Annotated in this window: 17 protein-coding genes; 3 read left to right on the plus strand and 14 right to left on the minus strand. The window is 62.8% G+C overall.

Translation table 11 applies throughout. The features are described from left to right. Nucleotides 1-114 precede the first annotated feature (114 nt). Both NKJ94_RS22330 and NKJ94_RS22335 read right to left on the minus strand, forming a co-directional pair. Nucleotides 115-930, minus strand: a complete 816-nt coding sequence (locus NKJ94_RS22330) for a CDP-alcohol phosphatidyltransferase family protein (RefSeq protein WP_352527878.1) — start codon at nucleotides 928-930, stop codon at nucleotides 115-117. Between the two features lie 3 nt (nucleotides 931-933). Next, a complete protein-coding gene (locus NKJ94_RS22335; protein ID WP_352527879.1) occupies nucleotides 934-1,632 on the minus strand; it encodes a phosphatidylserine decarboxylase in 699 nt (232 codons plus the stop codon). A 260-nt stretch (nucleotides 1,633-1,892) separates the two neighbouring features. Here NKJ94_RS22335 and NKJ94_RS22340 point away from each other — a divergent pair, with 260 nt between their 5' ends. Then, nucleotides 1,893-2,759 carry an SMP-30/gluconolactonase/LRE family protein gene (locus tag NKJ94_RS22340; protein WP_352527881.1) on the plus strand — a complete coding sequence of 289 codons (867 nt, stop codon included), beginning with the start codon at nucleotides 1,893-1,895 and terminating at the stop codon, nucleotides 2,757-2,759. Nucleotides 2,760-2,764: 5 nt separating this feature from the next. Here NKJ94_RS22340 and NKJ94_RS22345 read toward each other — a convergent pair whose 3' ends face one another. From NKJ94_RS22345 to NKJ94_RS22360, 4 genes are all read right to left on the minus strand, one after another. Next, nucleotides 2,765-3,112, minus strand: a complete 348-nt coding sequence (locus tag NKJ94_RS22345) for an antibiotic biosynthesis monooxygenase (RefSeq protein ID WP_352527883.1) — start codon at nucleotides 3,110-3,112, stop codon at nucleotides 2,765-2,767. An 89-nt stretch (nucleotides 3,113-3,201) separates the two neighbouring features. After that, nucleotides 3,202-5,088 (minus strand): ABCB family ABC transporter ATP-binding protein/permease, encoded by a 1,887-nt coding sequence (locus tag NKJ94_RS22350; RefSeq protein ID WP_352527885.1) that lies wholly within the window; start codon nucleotides 5,086-5,088, stop codon nucleotides 3,202-3,204. Between the two features lie 22 nt (nucleotides 5,089-5,110). Further along, the gene (locus NKJ94_RS22355; RefSeq protein ID WP_352527887.1) at nucleotides 5,111-5,470 is read right to left on the minus strand and encodes an ArsR/SmtB family transcription factor; all 360 of its coding nucleotides are present in this window, start codon (nucleotides 5,468-5,470) and stop codon (nucleotides 5,111-5,113) included. Nucleotides 5,471-5,530: 60 nt separating this feature from the next. Continuing rightward, complete coding sequence (locus tag NKJ94_RS22360) at nucleotides 5,531-7,030, minus strand: LysM peptidoglycan-binding domain-containing protein (protein ID WP_352527888.1); 1,500 nt, start codon at nucleotides 7,028-7,030, stop codon at nucleotides 5,531-5,533. A 114-nt stretch (nucleotides 7,031-7,144) separates the two neighbouring features. Between NKJ94_RS22360 and NKJ94_RS22365 the strand changes: the two genes are divergently transcribed. After that, nucleotides 7,145-7,756, plus strand: a complete 612-nt coding sequence (locus NKJ94_RS22365) for an LOG family protein (protein WP_352527890.1) — start codon at nucleotides 7,145-7,147, stop codon at nucleotides 7,754-7,756. Between the two features lie 144 nt (nucleotides 7,757-7,900). Here the strand turns inward: NKJ94_RS22365 and NKJ94_RS22370 are convergent, their stop codons facing one another. Beyond that, entirely contained in the window at nucleotides 7,901-8,788 is an 888-nt protein-coding gene (locus tag NKJ94_RS22370; protein ID WP_352527892.1) for a LysR family transcriptional regulator, read from the minus strand. A gap of 119 nt (nucleotides 8,789-8,907) precedes the next feature. Between NKJ94_RS22370 and NKJ94_RS22375 the strand changes: the two genes are divergently transcribed. Beyond that, entirely contained in the window at nucleotides 8,908-9,198 is a 291-nt protein-coding gene (locus NKJ94_RS22375) for a muconolactone Delta-isomerase family protein (protein ID WP_352527894.1), read from the plus strand. 47 nt (nucleotides 9,199-9,245) lie between these two features. On the opposite strand, the gene NKJ94_RS22380 is transcribed toward NKJ94_RS22375, so the two are convergent. From NKJ94_RS22380 to NKJ94_RS22410, 7 genes are all read right to left on the minus strand, one after another. After that, entirely contained in the window at nucleotides 9,246-10,577 is a 1,332-nt protein-coding gene (locus NKJ94_RS22380) for a PQQ-dependent sugar dehydrogenase (RefSeq protein WP_352527896.1), read from the minus strand. A gap of 310 nt (nucleotides 10,578-10,887) precedes the next feature. Continuing rightward, nucleotides 10,888-11,820: an EamA family transporter RarD gene (rarD, locus tag NKJ94_RS22385; RefSeq protein WP_352527898.1), complete on the minus strand. Its 933-nt coding sequence runs from the start codon at nucleotides 11,818-11,820 to the stop codon at nucleotides 10,888-10,890. Nucleotides 11,821-11,977: 157 nt separating this feature from the next. After that, on the minus strand, nucleotides 11,978-12,517 hold the full coding sequence (locus tag NKJ94_RS22390; protein WP_352527900.1) for a hypothetical protein: 540 nt from the start codon (nucleotides 12,515-12,517) through the stop codon (nucleotides 11,978-11,980). A 4-nt stretch (nucleotides 12,518-12,521) separates the two neighbouring features. Further along, entirely contained in the window at nucleotides 12,522-14,144 is a 1,623-nt protein-coding gene (cimA, locus tag NKJ94_RS22395) for a citramalate synthase (protein ID WP_352527902.1), read from the minus strand. Beyond that, nucleotides 14,141-15,097, minus strand: a complete 957-nt coding sequence (gene pip, locus NKJ94_RS22400) for a prolyl aminopeptidase (RefSeq protein ID WP_352527904.1) — start codon at nucleotides 15,095-15,097, stop codon at nucleotides 14,141-14,143. The genes cimA and pip overlap by 4 nt, the downstream gene beginning before the upstream one ends. Continuing rightward, on the minus strand, nucleotides 15,094-15,570 hold the full coding sequence (locus NKJ94_RS22405; RefSeq protein WP_352527906.1) for a GFA family protein: 477 nt from the start codon (nucleotides 15,568-15,570) through the stop codon (nucleotides 15,094-15,096). Before NKJ94_RS22405 ends, pip begins: the two co-directional genes overlap by 4 nt. Beyond that, the gene (locus NKJ94_RS22410; protein ID WP_352527908.1) at nucleotides 15,567-16,058 is read right to left on the minus strand and encodes a GFA family protein; all 492 of its coding nucleotides are present in this window, start codon (nucleotides 16,056-16,058) and stop codon (nucleotides 15,567-15,569) included. The genes NKJ94_RS22405 and NKJ94_RS22410 overlap by 4 nt, the downstream gene beginning before the upstream one ends. Nucleotides 16,059-16,064: the final 6 nt, after the last annotated feature.

A 16,064-nucleotide genomic window follows, 5' to 3' on the forward strand; every position in this document is an offset into this window, starting at 1 on the left:
AAAACGCACGTTCCACTGCGCCGCGTGCTCTGCGAGCGGCTCCCTAATCCAAACTGATGACCTTTTTCGGAATCTTGCACTGCCAGGCGCAGGGCGAATTTGGCAACAAATCTGTCAGCCGATGTCGGAAGACGGCACCTTCTCGCCTTCGCGCTTGGCGCGTCTGGAGTAGGCGCGCACGCTGAACGGCAAGAAGAGCAGATAGCCGGCGACCGACGCCGTCAGCGTATACCAGGGATAGGTCATCAAAAGCAGCACGTAGAGGACGACGGCGAGGATGATCGGCAGCACCCTGTCGCCCGGTATCCTGACGCTCTTGCCGGAATAGACGGGCAGTCGGCTGACCAGCAGGAACGCCACTAATATTGTAAAGCCGGTGGCAATGAAGGCCGCCAAGCGGCTGGGTTCAAGGCCAAGCCTGAGGAAGAACAGATAGAGCGGCAGCATCACCAGCACCGCACCCGCCGGCGCCGGCACGCCGACGAAATATTCGGTCTGCCACTGCGGACGGTTGATCTCTTCGTCAAGTACGTTGAAGCGAGCTAACCTCATCCCACAGGCGATCGTGAACAGGAGCGCCGCGATCCAGCCCGGCGAGCCAGCCCTGTCGAGCAGAAAGGCATAAAGCACCAGCGCCGGTGCCACGCCGAAATTGACGATATCGGCCAGCGAATCCATCTGGGCGCCGAATTTGGAGGTCGCCTTCAGCATTCGCGCCAGGCGGCCGTCGATACCGTCGAGGAAGGCGGCGAGCAGCACCATCACCACCGCCGGCTCGAAGCGGCCTTCGAAGCCGAAGCGGATGCCGGACAGGCCGGCGCAGATGGCGAGCACGGTGACCAGATTGGGCAGCACCATGCGCATCGGGATTTCGCGGATGCGCGGGCCGCCGCCGCCATGCGCCTCGAATTTCTTGAACGGCGGGGCCACCGGTCAGGAGATCCGCACGAGCGGCGTTGCGGCAACGCCGCCGAATTCCGCCAGCACCGTCTCACCGCCAACCGCCGTTTGGCCGACGGCGACGCGCGGCGTCGCGGTCGAGGGCAGGAATACGTCGACGCGCGAGCCAAAGCGGATGAGCCCGAAACGCTCGCCGGTGCCGATGGCGCCGCCGGTCTCGGCCCAGCAGACGATGCGCCGCGCCACCAGGCCGGCGATCTGCACCGCGGCCACCGTGCCGTTGGGGCTTTCGATGACCAGCCCGTTGCGTTCATTCTCGGTGCTTGCCTTGTCGAGTTCGGCGTTGAGGAATTTTCCTGGCCGATGCTCGATCCTGGAAATGCGGCCACGCACCGGGGAGCGGTTAACGTGGCAGGAAAAGACGTTCATGAATACCGAGATGCGGGTCATTTCACCACCGCCGAGGCCAAGCTCGCGCGGCGGCACGGCCGGGCCGACCGCCGAGACGATGCCGTCGGCCGGGCTCACCACCAGGCGGTCGTCGATCGGCGTGACACGCTCGGGATCGCGGAAGAAATAGGCGCACCAGGCGGTCAGGATGAGACCGATCCAGAACAGGGTCGAGGAGAAATAGCCAAGAAACAGCGTCGCTGCGCCGAACGCAGCGATAAAGGGATAACCCTCGCGATGGATCGGAACGAACGCATTCTTGATCGTGTCGACAAGGCTCATAGGATGAGGACAACCTTGGTTTCAGGTCCGGCCTCAATAGCGGAAACACCCCGCAGTCGCAACGCGGCAATCCGGCGGTCGGGTGACGGCGGCGTGCCGCCTCAGGAGTGCCAGCGGCATCCGGACTGCTGAAGTGGTCAACCGGAAATATGTTCATCGCGATTGTCGGCACGAGGCGCCCCCGCCCGTCCTTGGAAAGACAGCACCTCTCGTCAGCCTTTCGGCCACGACGATTTGCGCAACCCGGAGGTTCACGGCCCATGCAGAAATCAGCAGCCAGGCAAGCGCGAGTAGTGATGAACGGCCTGGCGTTCGGCGAGTCACCGCGCTGGCATGATGGCAGGCTTTGGTTCTGCAACTGGGGCACGGGCCAGATCATCGCCGTCGATAGCCAAGGCAACAGCGAGATCGTGCTTACCGTACCGGCCACCCTGCCTTATTCCATCGACTGGCTGCCGGACGGGCGGCTGCTTGTCGTGTCCGGCCGCGAAGGGCTGATCCTCAGACAGGAGACGGACGGGACGCTAGTCATCCATGCCGATCTGAGACCCCTGTCAAAGAGCCCGTGGAACGAGATCGTCGTCGACGGACGCGGCAACATCTATGTCAATGGCGGAGGGCCGGCGCCTGCTCCCGGCCAGCATTTCGGCCCCGGCACCATCGTGCTGGTCGCGCCTGATGGCTCGGTTCGGCAGGTGGCTGAGAACCTCGCCTTTGCCAATGGCATGGCGATGACGCCTGACAACAAGACGCTTGTCGTTGCCGAATCCCACGCCAACAGGCTGACTGCGTTCGACGTCGCTGCCGATGGCAGCCTCTCCAACCGGAGGGTCTGGGCCAATCTCGGCAACGGTTTTCGCGACGGCATCTGCCTCGATGCCGAAGGTGCGGCCTGGTATGCCGACGTTCCCAACAGGCATTGCGTGCGGGTACGCGAGGGCGGCGCAATGCTCGAAAGCGTCGATGTCGATCGCGGCTGCTTTGCCTGCATGCTCGGCGGCAGCGAGGGAAAAACGCTGTTCATCGTCGCCGCCGAATGGCGCGGCTTCGAACATATGATCAGCGATTCCCGTACCGGCCAAGTGCTCAGCATCGAGGCTCCCGCACCGGGCGCCGGCTGGCCGTAGAGAACTTACACGCCGGGAATCCGCTGATAGTTGGCGATATCGGCCTTGACCCCAAGTCGTGCCAGGGTCTCCTGAGGATTGAAGCCCATGCGCTCATGCGCAGTCTTGATGATCGGCACGACCTTGTCGACGGCGGCCTGCCCTTCCCATTCGACAATGGTCACGAGGTTGACCTCGCCTGGCCCCGAGAATTGCTCAAGCAGGAAATCCTGGACGACTCCTTGCTGCCGGCGCAGTAGTTCATGTGTTATCCGGACCTTGGCAAGGATCTCCTCGCGGGCGTTGGCCGGAACGACAAACTTGTCGACCCTGAACACGCTGCCGCCATTAGCTGCCTGGTTTATCCCACTCATATCGATTGTCTCCGTTTTGAACCACGCATTCTTGCTGCGATCCAAAACGACCTACGATCTCAACTTAAGTTGAGGTCAAGCACGAATTTTCAGCTCACCTCCGAGGTGCGGCGGCGGACGACGACGCCGAACTCGTCGCTTTCGCGGGCAATGCGCAGCCGCTCCTCGGCCTCCGTCGCCTCGCGCTGCCGGTCCCACATCGACGCATAGAGGCCGCGCTTGGTCATCAAGGCGGCATGGGTGCCGCGCTCGGCGATCTGGCCGTCCTGCAGGACGATGATCTCGTCGGCCGAAATCACCGTCGACAGCCGGTGGGCAATGACGATGGTGGTGCGACCCTGGCTGACCAGATCGAGTGCCGCCTGGATCTCCTGCTCGGTGTGGCTGTCCAGCGCCGAGGTCGCCTCGTCGAGCATCAGGATCGGCGGCGCCTTCAAGATGGTGCGGGCGATCGCCACCCGCTGCTTCTCGCCGCCAGACAGTTTCAGCCCGCGCTCGCCAACCATTGAACGGTAGCCGTCGGGTAACCGCTCGATGAACGGTCCGATCTGGGCCAGTTCTGCCGCCTTGCGCACATCGTCCTCGCTGGCGCCCATGCGGCCGTAGCGGATATTGTAGGCGATGGTGTCGTTGAACAGCACCGTGTCCTGCGGCACCATGCCGATCGCGGCACGCAAGCTCTCCTGCTTCACGTCGCGAATGTCCTGGCCGTCGATCAGAATCTTGCCGCGCTGGATGTCATAGAAGCGAAACAAAAGCCGCGAAATGGTCGACTTGCCGGCTCCGGAGGGGCCGACAATGGCCACCGTCTTGCCGGCCGGCACCTCGAAGCTGATGCCCTTCAGGATCTTGCGGTTGGGGTCGTAGGAAAAATGCACGTCACGGAACTCGACCTTGCCGGCATCGACGACCAGTGGCTTGGCGCCTGGCCGATCGACGATCTCCCGCTTGACGTCGAGCAGATCGAACATGTTCTCGATGTCGGTCAGGCCCTGGCGGATTTCGCGGTAGATCATGCCGATGAAATTGAGCGGCACCGAAAGCTGCATGAGCATGGCGTTGACGAAGACGAAATCGCCGACGCTCCGTGTGCCTGCCTTCACCTCGAGCGCCGACATCACCATGACGACGGTCATGCCGATGCCGAAGATCACGCCTTGGCCGAAGTTCAGCCAGCCGAGCGAGGTCCAGGTCTTGGTCGCAGCCAGCTCGTAACGCGCCGTGGAACGGTCGAAGCGCTCGGCCTCCATGGCTTCGTTGTTGAAATATTTGACTGTTTCGTAGTTGAGCAGTGAGTCGATCGCCTTCGTGCTGGCTTCGTTGTCGCTATCGTTCATCTCGCGGCGGATCGAAATACGCCAGTCGCTCGCCCTGACGGTGAACCAGACATAGAGCGAGACCGTGACCGCGATCACCAGCACGTAGAGCCAGCCATAGGTAACGGCGAAAATGCCGGCGGTGAGCGCGAATTCGACGATCGTTGGCGCCGTCGCCAGCATGGCGAAGCGGACGATCGTCTCGATGCCTTTGGTGCCGCGCTCGATGACCCGCGACAGGCCGCCGGTGCGCCGTTCGAGGTGGAAGCGCAGCGACAGTTCGTGCATATGCACGAAGGTGCGGAAGGCGAGCCGGCGCACGGCATGCTGGCCGACCCGTGCAAACAAGGCGTCGCGCAACTGGTTGAAGCCGAGCTGCACCAGCCGCACGGCATTGTAGGCGACGACCAGCATGACCGGCGCCAGCAGAAAGACCGGCAGCGGCGGCGCAGATTTGGAGTCGCCGGCCAGCGCATCGGTCGCCCATTTAAAGAAATAGGGTCCGGCCACCAGGGTCAGCTTGGCGACGACCAGCAGCACGGTTGCCCACACCACCCGCGCCCTTAGGTCGGCGCGGTCGGCCGGCCACATATAGGGCCAAAGATTGCGCAACGTTCCGAAGGTCGAGCCGGAATCGGCGGAGACGGTCTTTTCGGCCATTCTTATTGCCTTTTCGTATTTCTTAGCTGGCGCTGCAGCAGGAATTGACGAGTGCGGCTAGCGATGCGGAAACGTCGGCGAGCGCGGCACGGTCGAGTTCATAGCGCGAGCGCTGGCGGTCAGGCTCGAAGCGGATTAGCCCGGCTTCGACCAGGATCTTCAGGTGCTGGGAAACGGTGGACTGCGCCAGATCGAAATGCTCGACGACCTCGCGGCAGCAGCAGGAACGATTGGCGGAAAGGTGTTTGAGAATTTCGATCCGCGCCGGATGCGAAAGCGCCGCAAGCCGAACGGCGACGGCCCGGCTGTCCGGCGTGCAGCTAATGGGCGCGCATTTGTCTGCCGCGCGGCTTCCGTCCGTTTCGAGGGGGGATTTGGTCATCGTTTATCGGCGATAAACGATGATGGGTCCTGCCGCAAGCTGCCCTGATGGGCAGAATGGCTACTCGGTCTTGACTGGGGCCGTCGTCATCTGGTCGCCCATTGCCTTGAGATCGGCGGGCTCGCCTTCCTTCGATTTCTCCGGCACCTTGAACACCTGCCCCGGCCAGATGCGATCGGGATTACTGATCTGGTCCTGGTTGGCGAGATAGATGGTCGAGTAGCGCATGCCCTGGCCGTAGACCCGCCGCGAAATCCGCCACAGCGTGTCATGGCGGCGGATAATGACTGCGCCATCGGCATGTTCGAGCTGAGGCGCCACGGTCTCGGGAGTTTCGCCCGCAGGCGTTGCGACGGCCATTTCGGCCGGAGCCTCGGTGGCAGGAGGCGTTTCGGCGGCCGTTGCCGGTGTAGTCGGCGCGTCTTCGGTCGCCGGAGCATTCGGCTCGGCTGGTTTTATCTCGGCAGGCTTCGGCTCGGCCGGCGCGACGGCGGCAATCGCCTCGCCCGGCTCGCGCTCGAACGGCACGGCGGCACGGGCCACCACCTTCACGCCGTCGGCGTCGAGCGCATCGACATGGATGGTGTAGGTGCCGACCGGGATGTCGCGTGTCGCTTCAACCAGGAAGTGGCGGTCGGGCGAGGTCTTGCCATCTCCGAGCAGGATATCGTTGGCATAGGCGCGCACTTTGCGGCCGGGATCGGCGAGGCCGGCAACGAAAATCTTGTTGCCGTCGATTTCGACGGCTTCGACGACGATCTTGGGCTCCGCCGCGGGAGCAGCAGGCGCTGCCGGTATGGCGGGCGCTGCCGGAGCCGGCGCTGCTCCAACAGCGGCCGGCGCAGCAGGCGCAGGCGCTGCTGGAACATCAGCCGCCGGGGCGGCTGGCGCCGGCGCTGCCGCAGCCGGCAGTTCGGTGCCGGTGGCGGGTGGCTGAACGGCCGCCTGTTCGCCGGCAGGCGGCGATGCGTCAGATTTTGCCTCAGGGGCCGGAACGGTGAGCAGTTCGGACGGCTTGCCCGGCTCTTCGACCATCGCCAGCACCTGGCCGGTGGAATTCTGGGGGAGCGAAACGACGGCGGTCTGCGGCGACACGGTCAGGACATTGCCGGTCGTCGAGCGCAGCGTGATCGTATAGTCGCCGGGTTTCAGCGGATCGTCGAGAATAATCGCAAAGGCGCCATCGGGACCGGCGACCGTCGAGCCGAGCACAGTCGAACCGTTGAGGATCTCGACCTTGGCATTGGGCGCTGCATTGCCGGCGACGACGATCGAGCCGTTGCTTTCGACGCGCACGATGTCGAAGGTCGGCACGATCGCACCTGCGGCGGCCGGCGCGGCGGGCGTCGCCGCATCGGTGGACGCGGCGGGCGCTGCTGGCAGCCGGCTCTCGGTCGCCGGAGCGGCCGGTTTCGAAGCCGGCGGCGTCAGTGCCGCGACTTCCGCCGGCGGGATGGAATTGAGATACGGGTCGAGTGCGCCCGATACGTAGGCGGTTCCCGCCGCGGCGACAGAGCCTCCGGCCGCGAACAAAAACGCCTTCAATGGATTGATTTTCATGTTTCCCTGCCCCTTAGCCACCTAATTTCGGTCTAGCCTGTTTTGCCAAAGCCGACAAGAAAAAGCCCGCCCCAGGGCTTGACCACGCCAATAGTCCCTATCACCAATCATCACATGAACACGATTCGATCTGTCTGCGTCTATTGCGGCTCGTCTCCGGGCCGTGATGAAACCTATATCAAGGCCGGACACCTGCTTGGCCGCTCGATCGCCAAGTCCGGCCTGCGTCTGATCTATGGCGGCGGCACCAAAGGTATCATGGGTGCCGTCGCTGAGGGGGCATTAAAGGCCGGCGGCAAGGTAACGGGCATCATTCCGCGTTTTCTGATCAACAAGGAGGCGACCGAAACCGCGCTTCACCGGCTCGACGAGCTCGTGATCACCGACAATATGCACGAGCGCAAACACAGGATGTTCGAGAAATCCGACGCCTTTGTGGCGTTGCCCGGCGGCATCGGCACGGTCGAGGAGATCGTCGAAATCATGACCTGGGCGCAGCTTGGCCATCACCGCAAGCCGATCGTCTTCGGTAACGTCGGAGGGTTCTGGGATCCGATGCTGACGCTGCTCGACCACATGGCAACGGAAGGCTTCATCCACACCGCGCAGCGGGTCAAGCCCCTGGTAGTCGAGGACCCGGAAGCAATCGTCGCCGCAATCATGGTGGCGGGATCGTCCGTCGATGCGCCGACGGAGGGCGTGCAGTCGGTGATTGATAAGATGTAGAGTGAATAGTGAATAGTGAATAGTGAATAGTGAATAGTGAATAGTGAAGTACGAGACCTTCCGAACCGGCGCCTGTCTATCCCCCTACTGACTACTGACTACTGACTACTGACTACTGACTACTGACTATTCACTATTCACCATTCACTCCTGCCCTACTGCCTTCCTTAAGTCTGCGATGACCGCGCGCTTGTCCTGACGCCGCCAGGCAAGATGGATTGAGACAGTGCGTTCGAACCACGGCAGATCGCGAAACACGATCTGAGGCGGCGCGGCACTGCGCAGACTGGCCTGCACCGTCGCCAGCCCAAGCCCGGCGCTGACCAGCCCCAGCGACGTCAACGGATCGGTCGTCTCATAGGCAATGTCGGGCAGGAAGCCGGCCTTCGCACAGGCGGCGACAAACTGGCTGCGATTGGTGTCGTCGGGCTGGCGCACCACCGTGATCCAGGCGCGTCCATCGAGTTGCTGCGGCCGTATGTTGGCGATATCGGCCAATGGATCACCTTCCGGCAATGCCAGCACTAGCGGCTCGCGCATGATGAGCATGGTGGCGATGTCGGGATCGTCGGCAGAAGGAGGCGTGTAAACGAGCCCCAGATCGAGCGATCGTTCACGCAGCGCTTCGATCTGCGCGGCGGAACGCTGGCCCTTCAGTTGAAGATGAAATTCGGGCCGATCGCGGCGAAACTGACGCAGCATCCGGGCGACAAGCCCGGCATGGACCGCGCCCTCGACATAGCCGATAGCGAGACGGCCGACGGTGCCGCTGGCGAGATTGCGGCCGAGCTCCTCCAGCCGCCTTGCATGGGCCAGCAACGCCCGCGCCTCGGCGAGAAAGGCGCGGCCCTCGGCATTAAGATGAACGCGCTGCCTCGCCCTTTCGAATAATGCGACGCCCAGTTGCTCCTCCAGCTGCATGATCTGACGACTGAGCGGCGACTGCGAGATATGCAGCAATTCGGCGGCACGCCCGACATTGCCGGTTTCAGCGACGGCAATGAAATAGCGGAGCTGGCGCAGGTCGAACATTGTTTGCTCCGATGCTCAAGTCTCGTGAGGTCTCAACTTTAGCCTAATCAGTCTTGGACTGTCTGGCCAGTCGAGGCGAATAGTTTCGCCATTCCAACTGCCAACGTCAGGAGATTCCGATGCAGTTCTTTGCCCTTCTTGCGCGCAACACCGAAAAGTTCGCCGACGCCGATTTTGCGCCGCTGCTGCCCGGCGAATCCGAGCAGCGCCGAACGCTCTACGCCGAGGGTGTCATGCGTCAGGTCTGGAACCGAGGCGACATTCCCGGCAGCGGCATGATGTTCGAAGCCGGCAGCGATGCCGACGTGCGCCGCCATCTCGCAACCTTGCCGCTGGTCAAGGCCGGCATGATGGACATTGCCGCCGTTGTGCCGCTGCAGCCCTATCCCGGCTTCGGGCCGAAGCGGTGAGCATCGGCGACATCGAACGGACGCGGATGGCGGCGACCAGCCTGCGCTCAACGGCGATTGGCTCGGCTGACCCGCCAGATGACATTGCCGACATCGTCGACGACGAGCAGTGCGCCGGCCTGATCGATAACAACGCCGACCGGACGGCCCATCGCCGTGCCATTCCGCCCGATGAAGCCAGTGAGCACGTCCTTCGGGAGACCGCTCGGTTTGCCAGCACGGAACGGCACAAAGATCACCTTGTAACCGCTGCGCACGCTTCTGTTCCACGAGCCGTGCTGGCCGATGAAGGCGCCGTTGCCGTAGGCCGGACCGAGCTGCGCGCCCTTGGAGAAGGTAAGTCCCAGCGAGGCCGTATGGGAACCCAGCGCATAATCGGGCTTGATCGCCCTCGCCACGAGATCGGGGCGCTGCGGCTTGACGCGTTTGTCGACGTTCTGTCCGTAGTAGCTGTAGGGCCAGCCGTAGAAAGCGCCGTCGCGAACCGAGGTCATGTAATCCGGCACGAGATCGTCGCCGATCTCGTCACGCTCGTTCACGGCGACCCAAAGCTCGCCAGTTTCAGGGTTCCAGGAGAGCCCGTTCGGGTTGCGCAGCCCCGACGCGAAGACCCGGGTGCGGCGGTTGGACAAATCCACTTCAAGGACGGCGGCGCGGTTCTTCTCCGCGGCCATGCCGTTTTCTCCAACGTTACTGTTCGAGCCGACGGTGACATAGAGCGTGCGTCCATCCGGACTTGCGATCACGTCCTTGGTCCAATGATGGTTGAGGTCTCCGGCCGGCAAGTCGATGATCTTTTCCGGCGGCGTGGTGACCTGGGTCTGGCCATTGGAGTAGGGGAAAGCGACGAGCGCGTCGGTATTGGCGACATAGAGCTTGCCTTTGGACAGCGTCATACCGAAGGGTGAATTGAGGCCTTCGGCGAATGTCCTGCGCACATCCGCAATGCCGTCGCCATTGGTGTCACGCAGGAGCGTGATGCGGTTGGCGCTTGGGGTCGCGGCGCCGGCCCGCTTCATAGCCAGTCCCATGAAGACCTTTTTCAGGCTGAAGCCTTCGTCATGCTTAGCAGGGGCATTGGTTTCGGCAACCAGCACGTCGCCGTTCGGAAGCACATGTAGCCAGCGCGGATGGTCGAGGCCGGTGGCGAAGGCGTTCACTCTCAGTCCCTTCGTCGGGGTCGGCATACCGCCGTTCTGCCAGCCTTTCGCCTCGGCGATGTTAACGGTCGGGATCAGCGTAGGCCTTGGTTTCGGTAAAGTGGGGTTGGGGCCATAGCCGGTTATTGTCCCCGTTTTCTGCGCCGGAACGCCAGCGCAGCTCACCATGAGCGCTGCCAATACGGCTATGACCAAGTTTCGCGGGAAGCCGGCATTCATCGGACGTCCTCCGCACGGATTTGCGTCGTGCTCTTTGCGTAAACGCAAGTCAACGGCTTATTATTCCAATTGCTTCGAAACAGCGGCGCTCGTGATCCGTTGCCTGCAATCTTAGCATAAGGACCAGGAATCGCGACCGATCTGCCCTCCGGCATGAATAATACGGCGCGAACGGCGTCTTATATCCGCACTTTCAATCCAAGGCGGAACTTGCGCGTGAAAGCGTGGCGGCTGCTCTGGAGGCTCGGTCGCATCAAGGAAGCGTTGTCTGCGGTGTCGCCGCTTATCGCGGCAGTCACCTAGCTCTTCGTCAGGCGGCTCGGACGGTTGTAGCGCCTGCCCTTCGCGCCGAAGAAAACATCGACCAGGAATACATCGCCAGCGCTGTCCAGATCAGGCCAAAGGCGATGGCCTGGGTGCCGCCGAACGGCTCGCCGAAGATCAGCACCGCGATCAGGAAGACGATCGTCGGTGCGATATATTGCATGATGCCGATGGTGGAGAGGCGCAGCAGCCTGGCGCCGAACGCGAACAACAGCAGCGGCACGGCGGTGACCGGTCCGCAACCGATCAGCAAGGCAGTGTCGTTCAACGAGCTGGAGACGAAATGATCCTGTCCTGTGGCGATCAGGAAGATGATGTAGCCGAGCGCCGGCACCGACAGCAGCAGCACTTCAAGCAGGAAGCCCTGGCTCGGGCCGATTGGCAGCGTTTTGCGGAAGAAGGCATAGGCGGCAAAGGAAAACGCCAGCACCAGCGACACCCAAGGCAGTTTGCCGGCGTCGATCGTCAGCACCGCGACCGCGATTGCCGCCAGCACCACCGCCGCGATCTGCAGGCGGTCGAGCCGCTCGCCGAGCAGCAGCGCGCCGACAACGACGCTAACAAGCGGGTTGATGTAGTAGCCAAGCGCGGTCTCGATGGTGCGGTCGACCGCGATCGCCCAGACATAGATGCCCCAGTTGATGGAAATCAGCGCCGCCGTCAGCACCGCCATCGAAATGATGCGCGGCGAACGGACTGCCGCTTTGAAATCGGCAGTGCGGCCTGCCCAGACCAGGACGGCGGCGGCGATCGGCACCGACCAGACGATGCGGTGGGCGATGACTTCGGCCAGCGGCAGATGCGCGACAGCCTTCATGTAGAAGGGCAGCAGCCCCCAAAGGAGGTAGGCGCCAAGCGCCAGCAGGAAGCCGCGACGAGCTTTGGTGTCGGCTTCGATTTGCAGTGCTTGGGCGGTCATGGCCCAACGCTATGCGCCAGCCGCCCTGTCAAAACCATCGCAAACTTCTGATGGATCAATGGAGTCTCGCTGATGGTTCAACACGACCACCAATGTCGAACAATTGCCGCTGCCTGCGAGAGTGAGTACCGCAGGTCTACCCCAGCACGAAACGATCTCAACGCTGAGCAGGCTTTTCCCTGAGTTCGAAAAAAACGCTATCGGGCGTGCCTTCATCGTGCCTGAAGCCCGTCAGCTCCGCCGCAAGATCGAGAGGGATTTCGAAAACGAAATCGACCTCGGGATTTTCGACATCTTCTTCGTCCTGTTTAGAAAAACACTGCTGCTTCAGCGCTTCGAATAACGCGGGGAGATCACCCGTGACATGCAAATCCCTAACGGTCTTGTCGCCGCCATGCCAGACTTTCCAGATGTTCCTTCCGTCGCGCCAGAGTTCGGCGCGTGCAAACATGACATGTTCTTCTATATGCGCGATAACGACTTCCCGATCTTGCGAGATCGCGGCCAGATATTGCTGAGGCGGGTTCGGAAAGCTGCAGGGATCAAGAATAATGATCGCCCAGTTCTTTTCGCTGGCATGGGCATTCACCCGTGCTTCGAAAATCTCCGATCGATCGCCAATCTCGCGCCCGAACAAGGCCGCAGTTTCCTTTATCCCGCAACCAAGAAAACCCAGCCAGCTTATCGAGAAGCCCATTTCCTCACTCCGCCGCGACCAGCCCGGCCATGTCTCGGTTCTTCATCAGCTTGTAGACGATCGAATCCATCAGCGCCTGGAACGAAGCGTCGATGATGTTTTCGGAGACGCCGACCGTCCACCAACGCGCGCCGGTGCCGTCATGCGATTCGATCAGCACGCGGGTGATCGCCTCGGTGCCGCCATTGAGGATACGCACCTTGAAGTCGGCCAGCTCGAGGTCGGCGATCTCGCTCTGGAATTTGCCGAGATCCTTGCGCAGCGCAATGTCGAGCGCATTGACCGGGCCATGGCCTTCGGCCACCGACATCTTCTCCTCCCCCTCGACCAGCACTTTCACGATCGCCTCTGAGACCGTCTTCAGCTGGCCATTGGCGTCGAAGCGGCGCTCGACCATGCAGCGGAACGAGGTGACCCGGAAGAATTCCGGCAGGCCGTGCAGCATCTTGCGCGCCAGAAGCTCGAAGCTGGCGTCGGCACCTTCGTAGGCGTAGCCCTCGGCCTCGCGCTCCTTGACGACGGCGATCAGCGCGTCCAGCCGGTGATAGTCCTTCGGCATGTCGATGCCGCGCCGTTTCAGCTCGGCTAGGAAATTGGCCTTGCCGCCCTGGTCCGAAACCATGACGCGGCGGCGGTTGCCGACTGTCTCGGGCGGCACATGCTCGTAGGTCGCCGGCTCCTTGGCCAGCGCCGAGGCATGGATGCCGGCCTTGGTGGCGAAAGCGGAGGCGCCAACATAGGGAGCCTGCGCTTCCGGCGCGCGGTTCAGCAACTCGTCGAAGGCGCGGGACAGGCGCGATATGCCGGTCAACGTCTCTGCCGAAATGCCTGTTGCAAAGCGGCCGGAAAAGGCCGGCTTCAATGCCAGTGTCGGCACGATCGAGATCAGGTTGGCGTTGCCGCAGCGCTCGCCTATGCCATTCAGCGTGCCCTGAATCTGGCGCACGCCGGCCTCGACGGCGACAAGCGAATTCGCCACCGCCTGGCCGGTGTCGTCATGGGCGTGGATGCCGAGATAGTCGCCCGGTATGCCGGCGGCGATCACCTTTTCGACGATGGCGCGCACCTCAGAGGGCTGCGTGCCGCCATTGGTATCGCACAGCACCACCCAGCGGGCGCCGGCATCGTAGGCCGTCCTGGCGCAGGCCAGGGCATAATCGGGGTTGGCCTTGAAGCCATCGAAGAAATGCTCGCAGTCGACCATCGCCTCCTTACCCGAACTGACGGCCGCCTCGACCGATGCCTTGATCGCCTCGAGGTTCTCCTCATTGGTGCAGCCGAGCGCGACGCGGACGTGGTAGTCCCAGCTCTTGGCGACGAAGCAGATGGCATCCGACTTCGACTGAACCAGCGCGGCGAGGCCGGGGTCATTCGAGGCCGACACTCCTGCCCGCTTGGTCATGCCGAAGGCGACGAACTTGGCATTGGCCGTGCGACGCTCGGCAAAGAACGCGGTGTCGGTTGGATTGGCGCCGGGGTAACCGCCCTCGACGTAGTCGATGCCGAACTCATCGAGCAGCTTGGCGATGGCGATCTTGTCCTCGACGGAAAAGTCGATGCCCGGCGTCTGCTGACCATCGCGCAGCGTGGTGTCGAAGAGGTAGAGGCGCTCGCGAGCCATGGTCATTTCCCGGCAAATATGTCCGTCGCGCGGATCAGCCTGTCGAGGATGCCCGGCTCCGAATAGGCATGGCCGGCGCCTTCGATCAGATGGAAATCCGCTTTCGGCCACGCCTTGTGCAGCGCCCAGGCACAGCGCGCCGGGCACGGCATGTCGTAGCGGCCGTGAATTATGGTACCTGGGATATCCTTAAGCTTCCATGCATCGCGCAGCAGCTGTCCCTCTTCCAGCCAGCCGGCATGGACGAAGTAGTGGTTCTCGATGCGGGCGAAAGCGACGGCATAGTCATCCTGGCCGAAGGGACCACTGGTTTCCGGTTCCGGCAGCAGCGTGATCGTCTCGCCCTCCCATAGGCTCCAGGCGCGAGCGGCCTCGACCCGCGCCTTAGGATCGCTGTCGACCAGCCGCTTGCGGTAGGCGGCCATCATGTCGCCGCGCTCGACCTCAGGAATCGGCGCCAGAAACCGCTCCCATTTGTCGGGGAACATCTCCGAGACGCCGAACTGGTAGTACCATTCGAGTTCGGCGCGGGTCAGTGTGTAGATGCCGCGCACGACCAGTTCGCTGACCCGCTCGGGGTGCGTCTCGGCATAGGCCAGCGCCAGCGTCGAACCCCACGAGCCGCCGAATACCAGCCATTTATCGAAGCCGCACATTTTTCGCAGGCGCTCGATGTCGGCGACCAGGTGCCAGGTGGTGTTGGCTTCGAGCGAGGCATTGGGCGTCGATTTTCCGCAGCCGCGCTGGTCGAACAGGATGACTTCATAGAGTTTCGGGTCGAACAGCCGCCGGTGGTTTGGCGAAATGGTGCCGCCCGGCCCGCCATGCAGGAATACCGCCGGCTTGGCACCCTTCGTGCCGGAGCGCTCCCAATAGACCTGATGGCCATCGCCAACGTCGAGCATGCCGGACTCGAAAGCCTCGATCTCGGGATAGAGGGTGCGGAATTCGCTGCTCATAGTTTCAGGCCTTGCTGCGGCCAGTTGGCCGTCTCGTGATCGGGATGCTGGAAGGAGATGATGGATTCCTGCCGGGCGTAGTAATCCGGATCGTCATGGATCGGTGCGTCGAAGATCGTCTCCACCCAAGGCAGCCTGGCGGCGTAGTTGACTTGGATCTGTGGCGCAAGGTCGGAGCGGTCGTCGAAGGCGCCGATGGCAATCTCAAGGGCGCCGGGCTGCCGGTAAGTCAGCGGCGTGCCGCAGCGGGCGCAAAAGCCGCGATCGATGTTGACCGACGACTGAAAGTAGCTCGGCTCCTCGCGCAGCCATTCGACGCCGTCGCTCGGCACCGTCACCAGCGCCCCGAAAAACGAGCCGAACTGCTTCTGGCACATGCGGCAATGGCAGATAGAGGGGCGGCCGAGCGCCCCGTGGATGCGGAAGCGCACGGCGCCGCATTGGCAGCCGCCGGTACGAACGGTTTCGGTCATGATCTTTCCTCCGGCGGCCATTGTTCGGTGTCGTGGTCGGGATGCTGATAGGAGATGAGATCGGCGAGATAAGGTGTCGACGAGATATCGGCCATCGTCTCCTCACCGGGCAATTCGTGGACATGATCCACATAGGGGAGCTTGGCTTCGACACCCCATTGGATCGTCGGCGCGATCTCCTCGGGATGGTCGAATGCGGCAATGGCGAGCGCCACGCCGTCGGCCGCTTCGAAGGTCAGCGGCGTGCCGCATTCGGCGCAGAAACCGCGCGAAGCCGCGTTCGACGAGCGGAAGCGTTTGGGCTCGCCCCGCGTCCAATCGAGTGTTGCGCCGCGCACCGAGACCAGCGGCAGGTAGAAATTGCCGCTCGCCTTCTGGCACATACGGCAATGGCAGACGGACGCATCGCCCAGCGCGCCTTCGACGCGGAAGCGCACCGCGCCGCACTGACAGCCGCCTGTGTAGACCGGCCTGTTGTCGAGGCTCATCGCGCA

Source organism: Mesorhizobium sp. M0060 (genome assembly GCF_040323155.1).
Classification (GTDB): Bacteria; Pseudomonadota; Alphaproteobacteria; order Rhizobiales; family Rhizobiaceae; genus Mesorhizobium.